General features: G+C 74.5%; 18 protein-coding genes and 1 pseudogene. 8 read left to right on the forward strand and 11 right to left on the reverse strand.

The features are described from left to right. Nucleotides 1-1,016: pseudogene (locus RV983_RS19115) on the reverse strand (energy-coupling factor ABC transporter permease). 148 nt (nt 1,017-1,164) lie between these two features. Further along, nucleotides 1,165-1,728: a histidine phosphatase family protein gene (locus RV983_RS19120; protein ID WP_475986974.1), complete on the reverse strand. Its 564-nt coding sequence runs from the start codon at nt 1,726-1,728 to the stop codon at nt 1,165-1,167. 303 nt (nt 1,729-2,031) lie between these two features. Here RV983_RS19120 and RV983_RS19125 point away from each other — a divergent pair, with 303 nt between their 5' ends. Beyond that, the gene (locus RV983_RS19125) at nt 2,032-2,253 is read left to right on the forward strand and encodes a CbtB domain-containing protein (RefSeq protein ID WP_475986975.1); all 222 of its coding nucleotides are present in this window, start codon (nt 2,032-2,034) and stop codon (nt 2,251-2,253) included. 971 nt (nt 2,254-3,224) lie between these two features. On the opposite strand, the gene RV983_RS19130 is transcribed toward RV983_RS19125, so the two are convergent. Continuing rightward, nucleotides 3,225-3,995 carry a DUF4118 domain-containing protein gene (locus tag RV983_RS19130; protein ID WP_475986976.1) on the reverse strand — a complete coding sequence of 257 codons (771 nt, stop codon included), beginning with the start codon at nt 3,993-3,995 and terminating at the stop codon, nt 3,225-3,227. A 61-nt stretch (nt 3,996-4,056) separates the two neighbouring features. Further along, nucleotides 4,057-4,581 (reverse strand): universal stress protein, encoded by a 525-nt coding sequence (locus tag RV983_RS19135; protein ID WP_475986977.1) that lies wholly within the window; start codon nt 4,579-4,581, stop codon nt 4,057-4,059. Between the two features lie 247 nt (nt 4,582-4,828). On the opposite strand from RV983_RS19135, the gene RV983_RS19140 reads away from it, so the two are divergent. Both RV983_RS19140 and lysA read left to right on the forward strand, forming a co-directional pair. Continuing rightward, nucleotides 4,829-5,200, forward strand: a complete 372-nt coding sequence (locus RV983_RS19140) for an SAV_915 family protein (RefSeq protein WP_475986978.1) — start codon at nt 4,829-4,831, stop codon at nt 5,198-5,200. Nucleotides 5,201-5,212: 12 nt separating this feature from the next. Continuing rightward, the gene (gene lysA, locus RV983_RS19145) at nt 5,213-6,571 is read left to right on the forward strand and encodes a diaminopimelate decarboxylase (protein WP_475986979.1); all 1,359 of its coding nucleotides are present in this window, start codon (nt 5,213-5,215) and stop codon (nt 6,569-6,571) included. Nucleotides 6,572-6,628: 57 nt separating this feature from the next. Here lysA and RV983_RS19150 read toward each other — a convergent pair whose 3' ends face one another. The 3 genes from RV983_RS19150 to modA are packed head-to-tail and all read right to left on the reverse strand — an operon-like array spanning nt 6,629 to nt 9,347. Next, complete coding sequence (locus RV983_RS19150; RefSeq protein ID WP_475986980.1) at nt 6,629-7,687, reverse strand: ABC transporter ATP-binding protein; 1,059 nt, start codon at nt 7,685-7,687, stop codon at nt 6,629-6,631. Further along, nucleotides 7,684-8,523, reverse strand: a complete 840-nt coding sequence (gene modB, locus RV983_RS19155; protein ID WP_475986981.1) for a molybdate ABC transporter permease subunit — start codon at nt 8,521-8,523, stop codon at nt 7,684-7,686. Before modB ends, RV983_RS19150 begins: the two co-directional genes overlap by 4 nt. Beyond that, a complete protein-coding gene (modA, locus tag RV983_RS19160) occupies nt 8,520-9,347 on the reverse strand; it encodes a molybdate ABC transporter substrate-binding protein (protein ID WP_475986982.1) in 828 nt (275 codons plus the stop codon). Before modA ends, modB begins: the two co-directional genes overlap by 4 nt. Before the next feature lie 171 nt (nt 9,348-9,518). Between modA and RV983_RS19165 the strand changes: the two genes are divergently transcribed. From RV983_RS19165 to RV983_RS19180, 4 genes are all read left to right on the forward strand, one after another. Then, nucleotides 9,519-9,998, forward strand: a complete 480-nt coding sequence (locus tag RV983_RS19165) for a molybdopterin-dependent oxidoreductase (RefSeq protein WP_475986983.1) — start codon at nt 9,519-9,521, stop codon at nt 9,996-9,998. Nucleotides 9,999-10,071: 73 nt separating this feature from the next. Continuing rightward, nucleotides 10,072-10,551 carry a pyrophosphohydrolase domain-containing protein gene (locus RV983_RS19170; RefSeq protein ID WP_475986984.1) on the forward strand — a complete coding sequence of 160 codons (480 nt, stop codon included), beginning with the start codon at nt 10,072-10,074 and terminating at the stop codon, nt 10,549-10,551. Between the two features lie 103 nt (nt 10,552-10,654). Beyond that, nucleotides 10,655-11,455 (forward strand): VOC family protein, encoded by an 801-nt coding sequence (locus tag RV983_RS19175; protein WP_475986985.1) that lies wholly within the window; start codon nt 10,655-10,657, stop codon nt 11,453-11,455. Between the two features lie 26 nt (nt 11,456-11,481). Beyond that, a complete protein-coding gene (locus RV983_RS19180; protein WP_475986986.1) occupies nt 11,482-11,883 on the forward strand; it encodes a DnaJ family domain-containing protein in 402 nt (133 codons plus the stop codon). A 189-nt stretch (nt 11,884-12,072) separates the two neighbouring features. On the opposite strand, the gene RV983_RS19185 is transcribed toward RV983_RS19180, so the two are convergent. From RV983_RS19185 to RV983_RS19195, 3 genes are read right to left on the reverse strand one after another with little or no spacing between them, the layout of a single operon-like run. Next, nucleotides 12,073-13,071: an RNA polymerase subunit sigma-70 gene (locus RV983_RS19185; protein ID WP_475986987.1), complete on the reverse strand. Its 999-nt coding sequence runs from the start codon at nt 13,069-13,071 to the stop codon at nt 12,073-12,075. Next, on the reverse strand, nt 13,068-13,505 hold the full coding sequence (locus RV983_RS19190) for a glyoxalase superfamily protein (protein ID WP_475986988.1): 438 nt from the start codon (nt 13,503-13,505) through the stop codon (nt 13,068-13,070). Before RV983_RS19190 ends, RV983_RS19185 begins: the two co-directional genes overlap by 4 nt. A gap of 35 nt (nt 13,506-13,540) precedes the next feature. Further along, a complete protein-coding gene (locus RV983_RS19195) occupies nt 13,541-14,329 on the reverse strand; it encodes an SDR family NAD(P)-dependent oxidoreductase (protein ID WP_475986989.1) in 789 nt (262 codons plus the stop codon). A 125-nt stretch (nt 14,330-14,454) separates the two neighbouring features. Here RV983_RS19195 and RV983_RS19200 point away from each other — a divergent pair, with 125 nt between their 5' ends. Next, nucleotides 14,455-15,348, forward strand: a complete 894-nt coding sequence (locus RV983_RS19200) for a YhjD/YihY/BrkB family envelope integrity protein (protein WP_475986990.1) — start codon at nt 14,455-14,457, stop codon at nt 15,346-15,348. Here the strand turns inward: RV983_RS19200 and RV983_RS19205 are convergent. Continuing rightward, entirely contained in the window at nt 15,314-15,814 is a 501-nt protein-coding gene (locus RV983_RS19205) for a hypothetical protein (protein WP_475986991.1), read from the reverse strand. The genes RV983_RS19200 and RV983_RS19205 overlap by 35 nt on opposite strands. Nucleotides 15,815-15,834: the final 20 nt, after the last annotated feature.

Consider the following 15,834-nt stretch of genomic DNA (forward strand, 5'->3'; position numbering starts at 1 on the left):
TCAGGCCTCGTCCGTGCGCGGTCGGCGGCGCACGACCCAGAACACGCCGCTGCCGAGCGCGAGGGTGGCGCCCACGCCGAGGATCCCGGCGAGGCCGCCGGACAGCCGGGGATCGCCGACGTCCTTGGTCCGGTAATCCGCCAGCGGGGAGTCCTTGGCCGCGTGTTCCCCGGTCTTCTTGTCGATGCCGTGGTCGGCGGCGACCTTCTCCAGGCCGTCGGGGCTGGACGAGGCGTAGTAGCTGACGAATCCGGCGAGCACCAGGGCGGCGATCAGGCCGGCGATCCACAGCGGCCGTATGCCGCCGCGCTTGGGGGTGGTGGTCACGGCCGCCATCAGACGGTCGCCTCCTTCAGCTCCAGCGGACGGCGCAGGTCACGGGCGCCGTGGACGAGGTCGGGACGGACGGCGATCACGGCGCCCACCGTCGCGGCGGTGATGAACGCCTCGCCGATGCCGATCAGTACGTGGACGCCGACCATGGCGGTGAAGACCTTGCCGAGGGGGACGTCGGTCGTGCCGCCGAGCGCGTAGATCGCGGTGAAGGCGACCGATGCGGCCGGTACGGAGAGCAGGGCCGCCACGAAGGCCGAGCCCGTCACCGCGCCGCGTGTGCGCGGCAGCACCTTCACCAGGCCGCGGAAGACCGCGTAGGCGACGACGACCGTCACGATGGCCATGTCGGTGATGTTCACGCCGAGCGCGGTGAGACCGCCGTCGGCGAAGAGCACCCCTTGGATGAGCAGCACCACCGACACGCACAGCACGCCGGTGCAGGGGCCGACCAGGATCGCGGCGAGTGCGCCTCCCAGGAGGTGGCCGCTGGTGCCCGCCGCCACCGGGAAGTTGAGCATCTGCACGGCGAAGATGAAGGCGGAGACGAGTCCGGCCAGCGGCGCGGTGCGTTCGTCGAGTTCGCGCCGGGCACCGCGCAGGCTCACGGCGACGGCGGCCGCCGCCACGGCCCCGGTCGCCACCGACACCGGGGCGTCGATGAATCCGTCGGGTACATGCATGAGGTGCTCCGCTTCGGAGTCGGCCTGCTCGAACGCCTCATCATACGGTCTTATTGCGACTGGGTTGCAAGAACCTGGGAGGCGCGAAAACGTCCCTCTTGCGTGTACCGGCAGTTGGCAGCCAGGCCCGCCGCACGGCGCCGTTCGCTCAGGCCGGCGGCCGGCCCGCCGTCAGGTTCCAGCGCCCGGACCGCCCGCTGAAGTCCGTCGCGGTGAACGGCGGGACGTCGATCCGCCAGAACGCCGACTCCGGCGCGCCCAGCGCCCGTACCGCGCAGGCCCGCACGATCTCCGGCTCCACGACGGCGATCACCCGGCCGGGCTCGGCCGCCAGCCCGTCCAGCCAGTCGCCGGCCCGGGTGCACAGGTCGCGCAGCGACTCGGCGTCGTGCGGGGCGGCGTCGGGGTCGGAGAGCCAGGCCGCGACGGCGTCGGGCTCCTCGGCGCTCACCTCGGCCAGCGTGCGGCCGCGCCAGCGGCCCAGCGCCCAGCCGTCGGGGGCCTCCTCGGCGGTGGCCAGGCCCAGTGCCGCCGCGGTCGCCCGGCAGCGCGCCGAGGGCGACACCAGGACCCGGCCGGCCGGCCGCAGGTGTCCGGCCACCGCGCGGGCCACCTCCAGCGCCTTCCCGTCCGGCGGCACGTCGTCGTCGAAACGGGCCTCGCGCAGGGCGGCCGTCACGACCGGCGAGATCAGGGTGACCCGTGTTGTCATGCGCTCTCCTCCGTTGTCCGCGGGGGCCGCGGGCCGGCCCCGAAACGGCCCGGCCACCGCTCACGGCCAGGCGTTCGACGGCAGGTCACACGGTCAATGGGGCTGGAACCGGGCGCCCTTGGCCGTCCGGACGGATCGCGGTACCGTCGCAAGGACACGTACGACGGCATCGCGGAAGTCCGGTGGGAATCCGGCACGGTCGCGCCACTGTAAGCCGGGCACAGTGCCGGGCGAGAGTCAGACCCGCAGCCGACGTCAGAGCTCCACCAACCGGGACGCGCGTTCCCACCAGGAGGTCCTGCCATGGCGCACTCCGCCGTCCGGCCCGCCGTCGCACCCGCGGCCGCCCCCGCCCCGCTGCCGATCGGCGCGATCGCGCCGTGGGCCGTCTTCTTCGGGGTCCTGATGCTCGTCGTCCTCTACTTCGTGGGTGCCGAGCAGGGCGCGACGTCGCTCGTCTCCGGGGGACACGTCCACGAGTGGCTGCACGACGGGCGCCACCTGCTCGGCTTCCCCTGCCACTGACGGGGCCGAAGGGGCGCGGACGGGCCGGCCGTCGACCCGTTGTGGACGCGCCGGTCCGGGACGGGTGATTCCCGGCGTGACCGGGCCGGAGCCGGCCGGAGCCGGCACCCCGGCCGGGCTGCTGGGCTGGTGTCCGGTGGCCGAGGTGTCCCGGGAAATCGTCCGGGGAGAGGGCGGACTGGACATTCAGCGCGGTAGGCGGCACTTCGCCGCGGGAACCCTGCCTGTGGATCTCGCCCGCCGCGGGCCGTCACCGCGGCGACCCCCGCCGGTGCGTCAGCACGGTCGCGAACCTGGACGACCTGGAGCACTTCCGCGTCAAGGGCGTCTACCGCGAGGGCCTGGTCCGCAGTCTCAACGGCCACCGGCACGGCCCGGCCGCCCCGCGGACCCTGCAGAACCCCTGGCCCTCCCGTGAGGAGGTCCGGAGTCTGGTCGACGGCTGGAACCGGCCGCGGGAGCGCGTCTTCATCGACGGCAGTCCGAGTGCCCGGACCAGCGTGCCCAACCCCCCGCCCGCGGAGGTCCGGTTCGAGGGCGAGACCCTCCGCCTCGCCCGCTACGACAACAGAGGGGCCCCCTGCAGCCGCCTCCTCCCGCCGGCCGAGCGCGTACCGGGCTCTGACCGGCGCCGCACCAGGACCCGCCCGTGCGGCGCTCAACGCGTCGTGCGGGCGGGGTCGTTCGCGGCCATCAGTGTGTGCGGGCGGTCGGCGGCGGCGCGGCCGAAGTCCGGGTCACGCGGCGCAGCAGCAGGAGTGCCGTGTCGTCGGCCCGGTGCGCCGAGGCGGCGTCGTAGTGGACGAGGGTCTCGGCGAGCTGGTCCAGCGGACCCCGTCCGGCGGTGCTCCCGTACGGGGGCGGTCACCACCATGACGGGCCCGCCGTCCATGCCGATCGGCTCTCCATGGGGCCGATACGCCTCATTCCACCGCTCGTCCCCGCCAGGCCGCCGCGCCCCGCGCCGCGGGCTACGACGAGTCCGCGGGCGGGGTGGGAGCGACGAGGTCGATGGCGGCGCCGACCTGGTCGGCGAGGGTGACGGCGACCAGGCGGGTCTGGGCCGAGGGGACGGTGCCGGGGGTGGGGCGGAGCATGAAGCGCCCGTGGAAGCGGCCGTTGTGGAAGACCCGGAGTTCGACCTCCGTGTCGGGAAGGCCCTGGCGGTCCGCGTCCCAGGGGTGACGGCCCCAGATGATCGTGCCGTCGGCCTCGAGCCGCGGCGGGTGGCCGACGAGGGTGCCGTACTCGAAGCGGCAGTCGCGCAGCCCGAGCAGGCCCACGAGCTGGTCGCCGACGTGCTCGACGACCCGGTGCGGCGACGGGGCGCGCTGTACGAGCCGGGCGGTCTCATGGATGCGGGTCAGGTGGTCCGCGTCGGTGACGGCGTCGACTTCCAGCCGCCGTGTCCGCGCGGCCAGCTGGGAGACGGCCAGGCCGACGACGAGCAGCAGCACCGCGGTGGCGATGTCGCCCGGCCCGGCGATGGTGAACCGCTCGTAGGGCGGGGCGAAGAAGAAGTCGAACCACGCCGCGGCCGACAGCGCGGCGACGGCCCCGGCGACGCGGCTGCCGAGGACGGCGACCGCCACCACCGCGACCACCAGCACCAGGGCCACGAGCGGGGCGGAGAGGTCCGGGCGGAAGGGCGCCGTCGCCGCGGCGACGGCGAACGGCAGCAGGACCGCGGCCGGCAGGGCGAGCCTGTGCAGGGACGGGGACAGGGACGGGTTGTGGGGCAAGGCCCTCACCTGATTCGGACGGGTTGCGGTTCCGATGGCGTGAAGTCCCCCCGCGGAACGGTCAGACGGGTCCGGCGGCCCGCAGCGGCAGCTGCCGTGCGTTGCGGCGGCGCACGTTCTCGAAGAGGTCCTGGAGCGACGGGCGCGGCACGGTCAGCACCGGGCAGGCAGCGTCCCGTACGCACCGGCGGGCCACCGAAGGCGACAGCAGCCGGCGCAGCCGGCCGGGGTGCCCGGCGCCGACGACGAGGAGGTCGTCCTCGCGGTCCGCGACGTGCACCAGGGAGCGGGCCGCGGGGCCGCGGGCGATGAGCGCGTGCACCGGGAGGCCGGCCGGCGCGCCCCCGAAGGCGTTGTCCATCGCGGTCAGCAGCCGTGTCCGGGCCTGGTCCTGCTCCGCACGCAGCAGCGTCGGGCACGGCCGGCGCCGGTAGGCGAACTCCCCGCCCGCCGGTTCCCAGGCGTGCACCACGACCAGCGCCGCATCGCTGCGGCGGGCCTCGGCGGCCGCCCGGTGCAGTGCCGCGAGACTGCCCAGCGAGCCGCTCACCCCCACGACCACGCGGCGGTATCCGGTGTCTTCCATACCCCCATGGAAGCGCTGTCCCCGTCCGCGCGCGGGAGCTCTTGTCGTCGCCCTGTCGCCGCCGCCGCGACCCTTGACGCTTCCCTGACCGTGCCGCCAGCGGACCGTCAACGCTTGGCCCGCGGACGTCAACGTCGTATCAGGGACGGGCCCGGACCGGGAGGTGCCGGGCATAGCGTCAATGCCTGGCCACGGACCACGACCGGCCCGGGCCACCGTCACGAACGAACCTCACAGGAGGATCGCCATGAGCGAGACATGGTGCGGGGACGACCCGGAACCTTCCGAACCCGTCCCGGCCGGACAGCCCCACCGGGAGACGTGGTACGTCCCCGTCCGGCCGGGTCCCGTCGGGTGCGTCACGCGCATGTTCCGTACGCCCCTGGGCGGCCGTACGGCCGTCGCCTTCACCAGTGAGGAACGCCTGGCCGCCACGCTCGGCCCCGGCCAGGAATGGATCAGGCTCGGCGAATCCGCGCTGCGGGCGCTCGCCGAACCGCTGGGGGTGACCACCCTCACCGTGGACCCGCAGTTCGCCGCGCCCGCCGTGGGCGCCACCGCGGACTGGGACCCGCGAGCCGTGCACACCGCCGACCACCTGCCGCTGCGCATCGGCTGAGGAGCGCCTGCCATGACCATTTCTCCGTTCTCCGCATCCACTGCGTTCACCGCGCTCGCCGCCGAAGGCGTCGACACCGGGCTGTCCGTCTGGCCGGCCTCCACCCGTACCGCGCCGCACGGTGAGCTGTCGGTGGGCGGCGTCGCCCTCACCGAGCTCGCCGAGCGCTTCGGCACCCCGGCGTACGTCCTCGACGAGGGCGAGGTGCGGGCCCGCTGCCGTACCTACCGGGCCGCGTTCCCCGACGCCGACGTGCTGTACGCCGCCAAGGCGTTCCTGTGCCGGGCGATGGCCCACTGGGTCGAGGAGGAGGGCCTGGGCCTGGACGTCTGCTCGGCCGGCGAGCTCGAACTCGCCGTCGTCACCGGCTTCCCGGCGGAGCGCATCGTGCTGCACGGCAACGCCAAGAGCCCCGAGGACCTGGCCACCGCGCTGCGTCTGGGGGTGGGCCGCATCGTCATCGACAGCACGGGGGAGATCGCCCGGCTGGCCGCCCAGGTCCCGGCCGGTTCCCGGCAGAAGGTGCTGCTGCGCATCGTGCCCGGCATCGCCGCCGGCGGTCACGCCGCGGTGCGCACCGGCACCGACGACCAGAAGTTCGGGCTGTCGCTCGCCGACGGCTCCGCGCAGCACGCGGTGGCCCGGGTCCTGGACCAGCCGCGGCTCGAACTGGCCGGACTGCACTGCCACCTCGGCTCGCAGATCTCCAGCATCAAGCCGTACCTGTCCGCGGTGCGACGGCTGGTCGGGCTGCTGGCCGGGATCCGCCGCCAGCACGGTGTCACGCTGCCCGAACTGGATCTCGGCGGCGGCCACGCGGTGGCGTACCGGCCCGGCGAGGCGGCGCTCGACATCACCTCGCTGGCCTCCCGGGTCCGCGGCGAGCTCGCCGCGAGCTGCGCGGCCGCCGGGCTGCCCGTCCCGCGGCTGACGGTCGAGCCGGGCCGGGCCATCGTCGGGCCGGCGGGGGTGGCGCTGTACCGGGTGCTGTCGGTCAAGCGCACCGGCGGCCAGGTCTTCGTGGCCGTGGACGGCGGTATGAGCGACAATCCGCGGCCCGCCCTGTACGGGGTGCGCTACGCGCCCCGGCTGATCGGCCGGCACTCCACGGAGGAGCCCGCGCTGGTCACCGTCGTGGGCCGGCACTGCGAGGCCGGCGACGTCCTGGCCTCCGCGGTCCCGCTGCCCGGCGACATCCGGCCGGGCGACCTGCTCGGCGTACCGGTCGCGGGCGCCTACCACCTGTCGATGGCCTCGACGTACAACATGGTCGGCCGCCCGCCGGTGGTCGCCGTGGACAACGGCCGGGCCCGGCTGCTGGTGCGCCGCGAGTCGTTGGAGGACTTCCGCAGGCGCGACATCGGGCTGTGAACGACTCCGGCCGGCCCTGGCGGTGCCCGGCCGGTACCCCCGGAGGGGCCGCCCGGGTCACGCCGGATAGGCGTGCACCTGGGCGGCCTTGACGGTGGCCCAGACCTCGGCCCCCGGGTGGAGGTCCAGTTCGGCCGTGGCAGCGGTCGACAGGTCGGCGGCGAGCGGGAGTTCACCGTCGACGTCGACGCGGATGCGGTCGCCGCGGGACTCCAGACCGGCCACCCGGCCGTGCCACAGGTTGCGGGCGCTCGTGCCGGCGGGCCGCTCCCGGTACAGGGTGACCGCGTCGGGCGGGAACACCGCGAAGGCCGGGCCCGTCAGCTCGTCGGTGGTGGTGACCGCCGGTCCGCCGGGGAGCGTCACGGCGCGGCCGTCGGACTCGCCCCGGTAGAGGTTGAGACCCACCAGGTGCGCGATGTAGTCCGTGCGGGGGCGGCGCGCGACCTCGGCCGGGGTGCCCTCCTGAACGGCGCGGCCGTGCTCGATGACGACCAGCCGGTCGGCCAGCACCATGGCGTCCAGCGGGTCGTGCGTCACCAGCACGGCCACCGCCTCGAACTCGGCCAGGTGGCGCCGCAGTTGTGAGCGCACCTCCAGCCGGGTGCGGGCGTCCAGCGCGGCCAGCGGCTCGTCCAGCAGGAGCAGCCGCGGCCGGGTCGCCAGCGCGCGGGCCAGGGCGACGCGCTGCGCCTGCCCGCCGGACAGCCGCCGCGGCCGGGACGCCGCGTGCTCGGCCAGCCCCATCCGTTCCAGCCACGCCGCCGCCTCGGCGCGCGCCCGTGCCTTCGGCAGGCCGTGGCAGCGCGGGCCGAAGGCCACGTTGTCCAGGGCGGACAGGTGCGGGAAGAGCAGGTAGTCCTGGAACACCACGCCGACCGGGCGGGTCTCGGGCGGCGTGCCGTCCAGTTCCGTCCCGTCCAGCCGCAGCCGTCCGCCGGTCAGTGGCGTCAGCCCGGCCAGGGCGCGCAGCGCGGTGGTCTTGCCGGCGCCGTTGGGCCCGAGCAGCGCCAGGACCTCGCCGGGGGCCGCGGCCAGACGTACGTCGAGCCGGAACGTGCCCAGGTCGACGACGAGTTCGGCCAGCAGGCCCTCTGCCGGGAGACGGCCGCTCATGCGGCCGTCATCCAGCGGTCGCGCAGTCCCGCGAGGACCGCGACGGAGACGGCGAGCAGGACGAGGCTGAGCGCGATGGCCGCCGCGGGGTCGCTCTGCAGGGCCAGGTAGACGGCCAGCGGCATCGTCTGGGTGCGGCCGGGGAAGTTGCCGGCGAAGGTGATGGTGGCGCCGAACTCGCCGAGCGCGCGCGCCCACGCCAGGACCGAGCCCGCGGCGATGCCCGGGGCGATCAGCGGCAGCGTGACGCGGCGGAACGCGGTGAAGCGGGAGGCGCCCAGCGTGGTGGCGGCCTCCTCGTAGCGGGGGTCGGCGGCGCGCAGCGTGCCCTCCACGCTGATCACCAGGAACGGCATGGCCACGAACGCCTCGGCGACGATCACCCCGGCCGTGGTGAACGGCAGCGTGAGCCCGAACCACTGGTCCAGATACCGCCCCGCGACGCCGTTGCGGCCCAGCGCCAGCAGCAGCGCCACCCCGCCGACGACCGGGGGCAGCACCAGCGGCAGCGTCACCAGCGCCCGCACCAGGCGGCGCCCGGGGAACTCGGTGCGCGCCAGCAGCCAGGCCAGGGGAACGCCCAGTACCAGCGTCACCGCGGTCGCGGAGGTGGCGCAGACCAGCGACAGCCGCAGCGCCTGCCACACCCCGGGGCTGGTCAGCTGGTGCGGGAGGTCGCTCCACGGTGTGCGCACCAGCAGCCCGGCGAGCGGCAGTACCAGGAAGGCGAGACCGATCAGCGCGGGCAGCAGCAGGGGCAGCGGCACCCGGGAACGGTGACGGCGCGGCCGGGCCTTCACGGGGCCGGCCGCGCCGCCCTGGGCGTCGTCCGTCACGGGTTGAGGAAGCCCGCGGCGCTCAGCACCTCGGCGCCCTCGGGCGACTCCACCAGGGCGATGAAGGCCGTGGCGGCGTCGGCGTTGGGGGCGTCCTCGAGCAGGACGATGGGGTAGTCGTTGACGACCTTGGCGGACTCGGGGAACTCCACGCCCTCCACCTTGCCACCGGCGGCCTTCACGTCGGTCCTGTAGACGAGCGAGGCGTCGACCTCCTTGAGCTCGACCTTGGTCAGCGCGCTCTTGACGTCCTGCTCGTAGGAGACCGGCGTGAGCTTCAGCCCGGCGGCGTCCAGCGCCTTCTGGGCGGCGGCGCCGCAGGGCACCTCCTTGGCGCACAGGGCGACCTTGAGGCCGGACCCGGTGAGGTCCTCGAGGGCGCCGACCCTCTTGGGGTTGCCCGGGACGACGGCGATCTCCAGCTGGTTGCGCACGAAGGTCTCCGGTTCCCCGGAGGCGTCCTTCGCGTCGGTGACGATCTTCATCGTCTTCGGGGAGGCGGCCGCGAAGACGTCGGCCGGGGCGCCTGAGGTGATGCTCGCGGCGAGCGCGTCGCTGCCGCCGAAGTTGAAACTCACCTTCGTGCCGGGGTGCGCGGCCTCGAACTGCTTGCCCAGCTCGGTGAAGGTCTCCTTGAGGGAGGCCGCGGCGAACACGGTGACCGTGCCCTTGAGGCCGTCGGCGGACGAGCCGGGCGAGGCGGACGACGAGGCGTCCGAGGAGTCGTCGCCGGAGGAACAGGCGCTCAGGGCCAGCAGCACCGCGGTGCCTCCGACGGCCAGCCGCACAGCCCGGGTCCGGCGGTGCACGGAACGGTTCGTCACGTGGTCATTCCCCCTCGGTAAGTGGTCGCGCGGGCTCCGATGATAGTGCCGCAGATGCAGCTTTGATGATCCCTATTGCATTGCATTAGCCAGACGATTCGACATCTGATCCTGCACGTGCGTTTTCATGGGGGGTCGCCGTGGGTACGGTTGTCCGGGAGGTGCATGCCCGTGACCGCGCCCGTTCCCGCGCCGCAGCCGCAGCTCGCCGGATTCGTGCTGAGCGGCAACCTCGCCCGCCCCGCCCCGCTCACCGTGCGCGATCTGCGCGCCTGGCCCCAGCACGAGGTGCGGGGCAGCTTCGAGTGCGCCACCAGTGGGACGCGGCACCACCGGTTCGAGGGGCCGCTGCTGCACGAGGTGCTGTGCGCCGCCGGTCCGGCCTTCGACCCGTCCCGGCGCAAGGACCGGCTGCGCTTCCTCATCGTCGTCACCGGTGCCGACGGACATCATGCGCTGCTGTCCTGGGGCGAGATCGACCCTGACTTCGGGCGGGCCGCCGTACTGCTGGCCACCCGCATCGACGGCAATCCGCTGGACGGGAGCGGCCCGCAACTGGTGCTCCCGCAGGACCGGTGCGGGGCACGGCACATCAGCGGCATCACCGCGATCCGGGTGGACGGCCGGTACGCGGGCACCGCGGCGGCCTGAGTCCGCGGGGCGTGGCGGGCGGCCGGGGCGCGGCGGCCTGAGTCCGCGGCGGGCACGGATTACGATCGGCCGGATGCACGCCTCCTCCCCTTCCTCGCCTGGCACTCCCGCATCTGCTGTCTCTCCCGTCACTGACATCCCTCCTGCGCCTCCCGCATCACCCGCCGGTCTCGTCCGCGCGTTCCACACCGCCTTCGGCCTCGACGTCCGCTCCGCTCCCGCCGAGATCTCCGCCGCACACGCCGCGCACCGCCAGGAGCTGCTGGCGGAGGAGGTGGCCGAGGTCGCGGAGGCCTCCGCGGAGGGCTCGCTGGCCCACCTCGCGCACGAGCTGGCCGACGTGGTCTACATCGCGTACGGCACGGCGCTGGTCCACGGCATCGACCTCGACGCCGTGATCGCCGAGGTGCACCGCGCCAATATGTCCAAGCTGGGCCCCGAGGGCCGGCCGACGCTGCGCGCCGACGGCAAGGTCCTCAAGGGCGGGCACTACCGCGCGCCGGACGTCGCCGGGGTGCTGCGCGACCAGGGCTGGGCGCCCCGCGAGGCATAGCGCGCGGGACGCGGCGGCGTGCCGGGCGCGGCCTCCCGTGCCGCAGTCGGCCCCTGGTGTCACGCTGGGAGGATCAGGGACGGACCCCGCCGAAGGGAGCGTCATGATCACCACAGACTTCGTCCCCGGCTCGCCGTGCTGGGTGGACCTCGGGGCGCCGGACGTCGATGCCGCGGCCGCCTTCTACGGCGCCGTCTTCGGCTGGGACTTCGAGCGGTTCGCCCTGGACGGCGGTGACTTCGGGCTCTTCCGGCTGCACGGGCGGACGGTGGGCGCGGTCGGGAGGCTCACCGAGGAGGGCGCCCGCCCCGCGTGGATGATCTACTTCCGCGCCCTCGATGTCGAGGTGACCACCTGGGCCGCGATGCGGGCGGGCGGCTCGGTGCGGCGGGAGCCGTCCGACGTGCGGGACGCGGGCCGCCTGGCGCAGCTCACCGACCCGCTGGGCGCCGAGTTCGCCGTGTGGCAGCCGCGCGGGACGCAGGGCTTCGGTGCCGCCGACCTGCCGGGTTCCCTGTGCTGGACCGAGCTGTACACCACGGACGTGGCGGCCGCGAAGGAGTTCTACGGCTCCCTCTTCGGCTGGAAGACCGACGACATGCCGCTCCCCGGCGGGAACGGGGGCACGTACACCGTGATCACCCCCGCGGGGGAGAGCCAGGACCGGATGCAGGGCGGGCTGATGGAGATGGCCCCGGAGTTCCTCACGCTGAACGGCGGGCGCCCCTACTGGCACCCGGTCTTCGCCGTCGGGGACTGCGACGCCGCCGCCGCACGCGTCACCGGCAACGGCGGCTCGCTCCAGATGGGCCCCGAGGACGCCGAGGGCGTCGGCCGGCTGGCGGTCTGCCTCGATCCGGCGGGTGCGGACTTCGTTCTGCTGACCCCGGCGTCTCCCGTCTGAGCGGGGCCTGGGGGAGAATCGAAGGCATGACGGAGCGCAAGCCACCCGGTGTCCCGTTCGAGTCGTGGGTCGACCATCAGATCCGCGACGCCACGGAGCGCGGCGCCTTCGAGGACCTGCCCGGGGCGGGCAAGCCGCTGCCCTCGATGGACGAGCCGTACGACGAGCTGTGGTGGATCCGGCGGAAAATGGCCCGTGAGGGCCTGTCCTCGCTGCCGCCCGCCCTCGTGCTGCGCAAGGAGGCGGAGGACGCCCTGGCCAAGGCGCGGCGCGCCCCGTCGGAGCGCCTGGTCCGGGCCATCCTGGAGGGGATCAACGACAAGATCCGTGCGGCGCTGCGTATGCCGCCGCCCGGTCCGCCGCTGGGGCTGAGGCCGTACGACATCGAGCAGGTCGTGGCCGAGTGGCGGGAGCGGGAGCAGCACTGACCTCGCACCGCCCCGGGGCGGTGGGGGAGGTCCCACCGCCCCGGGGCGCCCGTGAGCCGGTGGCCGAGCGGTCGCCGTCCGCGCCCACGCACCACCGGAGGCCTCGCCCCGGACGCGGTGCGCGAGCTCCACGCGTTCCCTGGCCCGCTCACGGCGCACCAGGCGTTCCCGGCGCGCCGCCGGTCCCGCTCACCGTTCCGTGGAAGGGCCCGGTCCCACGGGTGCGGCCGGATGCGTGGACTCCGGCAGCTCCGGCGGGAGGCCGAACGCCGGGAACAGTGCCGGGCCGAAGGTCGTGATCTCGGCGATCAGCCCGTTCTCCACCCGCAGGACGTCGAACTTGAAGGCCCGGAAGCGGGAGTCGCCCGGCCGCCGCAGATAACTGGCGGCGGTCGGCATGCGGTTGGCGCTCGTCGGCAGCAACCGCCAGTCGCCTTCCCGGTTCTCGCCCAGCGCGCGTTCCAGCAGCGGCGCGATGGCGTCCAGCCCTTCGAAGAGCAGCGGCAGCGGCGGCATGGTGATCCGCAGATCCTGCGCGGAGATCTCCACGGCGGCCGCGGCGTCGCAGCGTTCGTGCGCGTCGATGAAGCGTTCCAGCAGGGCTTTCTCCTCGGCGCCTGGCTCCCCCGCGGACCACTCGGCCCGCCGCGCCGGCAGGTGCTGCCGCATCGTCGCCCGCGCCCGCTGGAGGGCGCTGTTGGCGGCGGCGACCGTCGTCCCCAGCAGGGCGGCCGTCTCCTCCGCGGGACGCCCGAGGACGTCCCGGGCGAGGAACGCGGCACGCTGCCGGGGCGGCAGCACCTGGAGCGCGGCCAGGAACGCCAGCTCGATCGTCTCGCGTTCCACGGTGACCGCGTCCGGGTCGTCCGCGCCGCCGGCCACCAGTTCGTCCAGCAGGCCGTCCGGGTACGGCTGGAGCCACGGCACGTCCGCGAAGGAGTGCGCGGCGGCCGGGCGGCGGGCACCGCGCCGCAGCGTGTCGAGGCAGACGTTGGTCGCGATGCGGTAGAGCCAGGCGCGGTAGAGCAGATCGCCGCCGAACCCGTCCCGTCCGCGCCACGCCCGCAGGTACGTCTCCTGCACCGCGTCCTCCGCCTCGTCGAACGAGCCGAGCATCCGGTAGCAGTGGACGTGCAGTTCGCGGCGGTGGCGCTCGCTCAGCGCGGCGAAGGCCGCCTCGTCCGTCATCCCGCGGACCGGTCCTTCCCGCCGGGCCCGCGCCGCACTTCCTGGAGCACCCAGGTGTTGCCGTCGGGGTCCGCGAACTCGGCGAAGGAGTTGTACGGGGCGTGGTCCGGGTCGACGCCGTCCACCCAGCCGCCCGGCGTCATGTGCCGGATGCCGCCGACGGTGACGCCGCGCGCGGTGAACTCCTCGCGTACGGCCTCGATGTCGTCGACGACGAGGTGCAGTCCGCGCACCGAGCCGGGCTCCGCGTCCGTGATGCCCCTGCCCACCGAGACCGAGCAGGCGGAGCCGGGCGGGTCGAGCTGGACGACCCGGAAGTCGTCGCCCGCCCGGTGGTCGACGTGCACGGCGAAGCCGAGCTTCTCGCTGTAGAAGGCCTTGGCACGGTCGACGTCCGCGACCGGCAGCAGCACGAGTTCGAGCCTGAGATCCATGGCGCTGTCTCCATCCGTGGGTGGTGGGGATCGTGTCACCTGAGCACGAGACCGGCGGTCACATTGGTCATCGTGCCCGTCATGCCCGCCGCCCGGTCCGAGGCGAGGAAGGCCGCCACCTCCGCGACGTCGGCGAGCCTCGGGGTGCGGCGCAGCACCGACGCCCCGGCGATGGCCGCCAGGGCGGCCTGCGGGTCGGGGGCGTTCTCCCCGGCGACGGCGGTCAGCCCTTCGCGGGTCAGCGTCTCTGCGACCCCGGCCGTCCAGATGCCGCAGACCCGCACCCCGTACGGCCCGGTCTCGGCGGCCAGGTACCGCATGAACGCCTCCGTCGCCGCGTCGGCCGGCCCGGTGCTGCCCATGCCGGGCATCGCCCCTGCGCCGGACGCGCTGTTGAGGTGCAGGATCACCCCGGACCCCTGGGGGATCATCCGCCGGGCGGCGGCGCGGGCGGTGACGAACGAGGACCGCAGCCCGGTGTCGACGGCGCGCAGCAGGTCGTCCGCGGTCATCTCGACCAGGGGGACGCCCTGCACATCGCCGCGCGCGACGAGATTGAACGAGACGTGGACTCCCCCGTGGCGGTCGGCCACGTCCTGGACGTGCGCGTCGACGGCCTTCTCGTCCAGCGCGTCGAGCACGGCAGTCTCGGCGCGGCCGCCCGCCGCGGCGATCTCCCCGGCCACCGCGTCGAGCCGCTCCCTGGTACGCCCGGCCAGGCACACCAGCGCCCCCTCGCGGGCCAGGACGCGCGCCACACCGCCGCCGATACCGCCCCCGCCGCCGTAGACGATCGCCGTGCGGCCGTCCAGTGTCCCCGTCATGCCGGCTCCCTCGGAACGCGCGGCCGCCCCTGCGGCGACCGCTCACGGAGGTGAAACGACGCCTGCCGCGGAAACTCATCGGTGCACCGGTTGCGGGGTGTGCCGGGCTGAAAAATAGTCGGAGGGTGACAGGCCGGCCGCGGGGCGGGATTCGGGACGGGCTCAGCGCCGTGCGCGCGGATCTGCCGCGCCGGGCCCGGGAGCTGCGCAGTGGTGCCGAGCGGCGGTTCCCGGTCATCACCCGGCTGGCCGCCCGGCTGCTGACCGTCAACGTCCTCGACGCCGGGACCCGGCTCGCCGCGCAGGTCTTCCTCACCGCCGTGCCGCTGGTCTTCGTCGTCACCTCCCTCGCGCCCGATGACCTGCGCCGGGAGATCTTCCATTCGCTGCACGACCTGCTGGGACTGGACGGCGCGTCGCAGCAGCAGCTGAGTCAGCTGGCCGAGGCCGAGGCGGGCAATCTGCGGGAGACGGTCGGCGCGGTCGGCAGTCTCATGGTGCTGCTGTCCGCGACCGCGTGCAGCCGGTCGATGCAGCGGGTGTGCGAACGGGCCTGGCGGATGCCGAAGTCCGGTGCGCGGATCGCGGCCTGGCGGTGGTTCGCCTGGGTGGTGACGATGCTGGTCGTCGTCTTCCTCCTGGGGCCCCTGCGGGACGCCTTCGGTGTCGGCGAGTGGCTGGGCATCCCCCTTTCGCTGACGTGCGGCATCGCCGTGTGGTGGTGGACGCAGCACCTCCTGCTGGGCGGCCGGGTTGGCTGGCGGCCGCTACTCCCCGGCGCCGTGCTCACCGCGGGGGTCCTCGAGGTCGCCTATCTCGCCGCGCCGCTCTACGTGCCCCTCGCGCTCAACCGCAGCCTGGAGGCCTACGGCTCCCTCGGCTCGGTCTTCACGCTCCTGTCCTGCCTCATCGCCGCCTGCGTCGCCCTCGCCGTGTGCATCACCTTCGGCGCCGTCCTCTCCGGCGACCGGCCGCCCGCCGGGGTCAGTGGCGGAGGGCGGTGTCCACCGTCGCCTTGACGGTGCCGGTGAGGTCGCGGTGGCTGCGGGCGGTGGCCCGGCCGGTGCCGTGGGCGGGGACGTCGGGGACGGTGACGACGACCGCGTCGAGAAGGTTGCCGCCGGCGTCGCGGAAGGAGACCTGGACGGTGTAAGTGGCGGGCTTCGCACCGTTGTTGGCGGCGGTGACGGGGACGTCGGCCTTGCCTTTGCCCTGGGCCACGGTGACGCTGCCGAGGCGGACGTCGGCCTTGGCGTCGACGCCGCCCTTGATGCGGGCGAGTTCCGACGCCGCCGCGGCGGTCGCCGACGCCAGGGCCTCGCCGCCGCGGGCGGCCAGCGAGGACGCGGCGGAGGCGGCCCGGGAGCCGTCGACGGAGGGCGTGCCGGCGCCGTCCGAGCAGCCGCTCACGGCACAGGCCGTGACCGTCAGTAGGGCCGCCGCGTAGGTGGCGTACGCCGCGCGCCACTGGTTCACCGTTGTCATCGTCGTCCTCCGTACCGCTT

It is taken from the genome of Streptomyces sp. RLA123 (assembly GCF_056270165.1).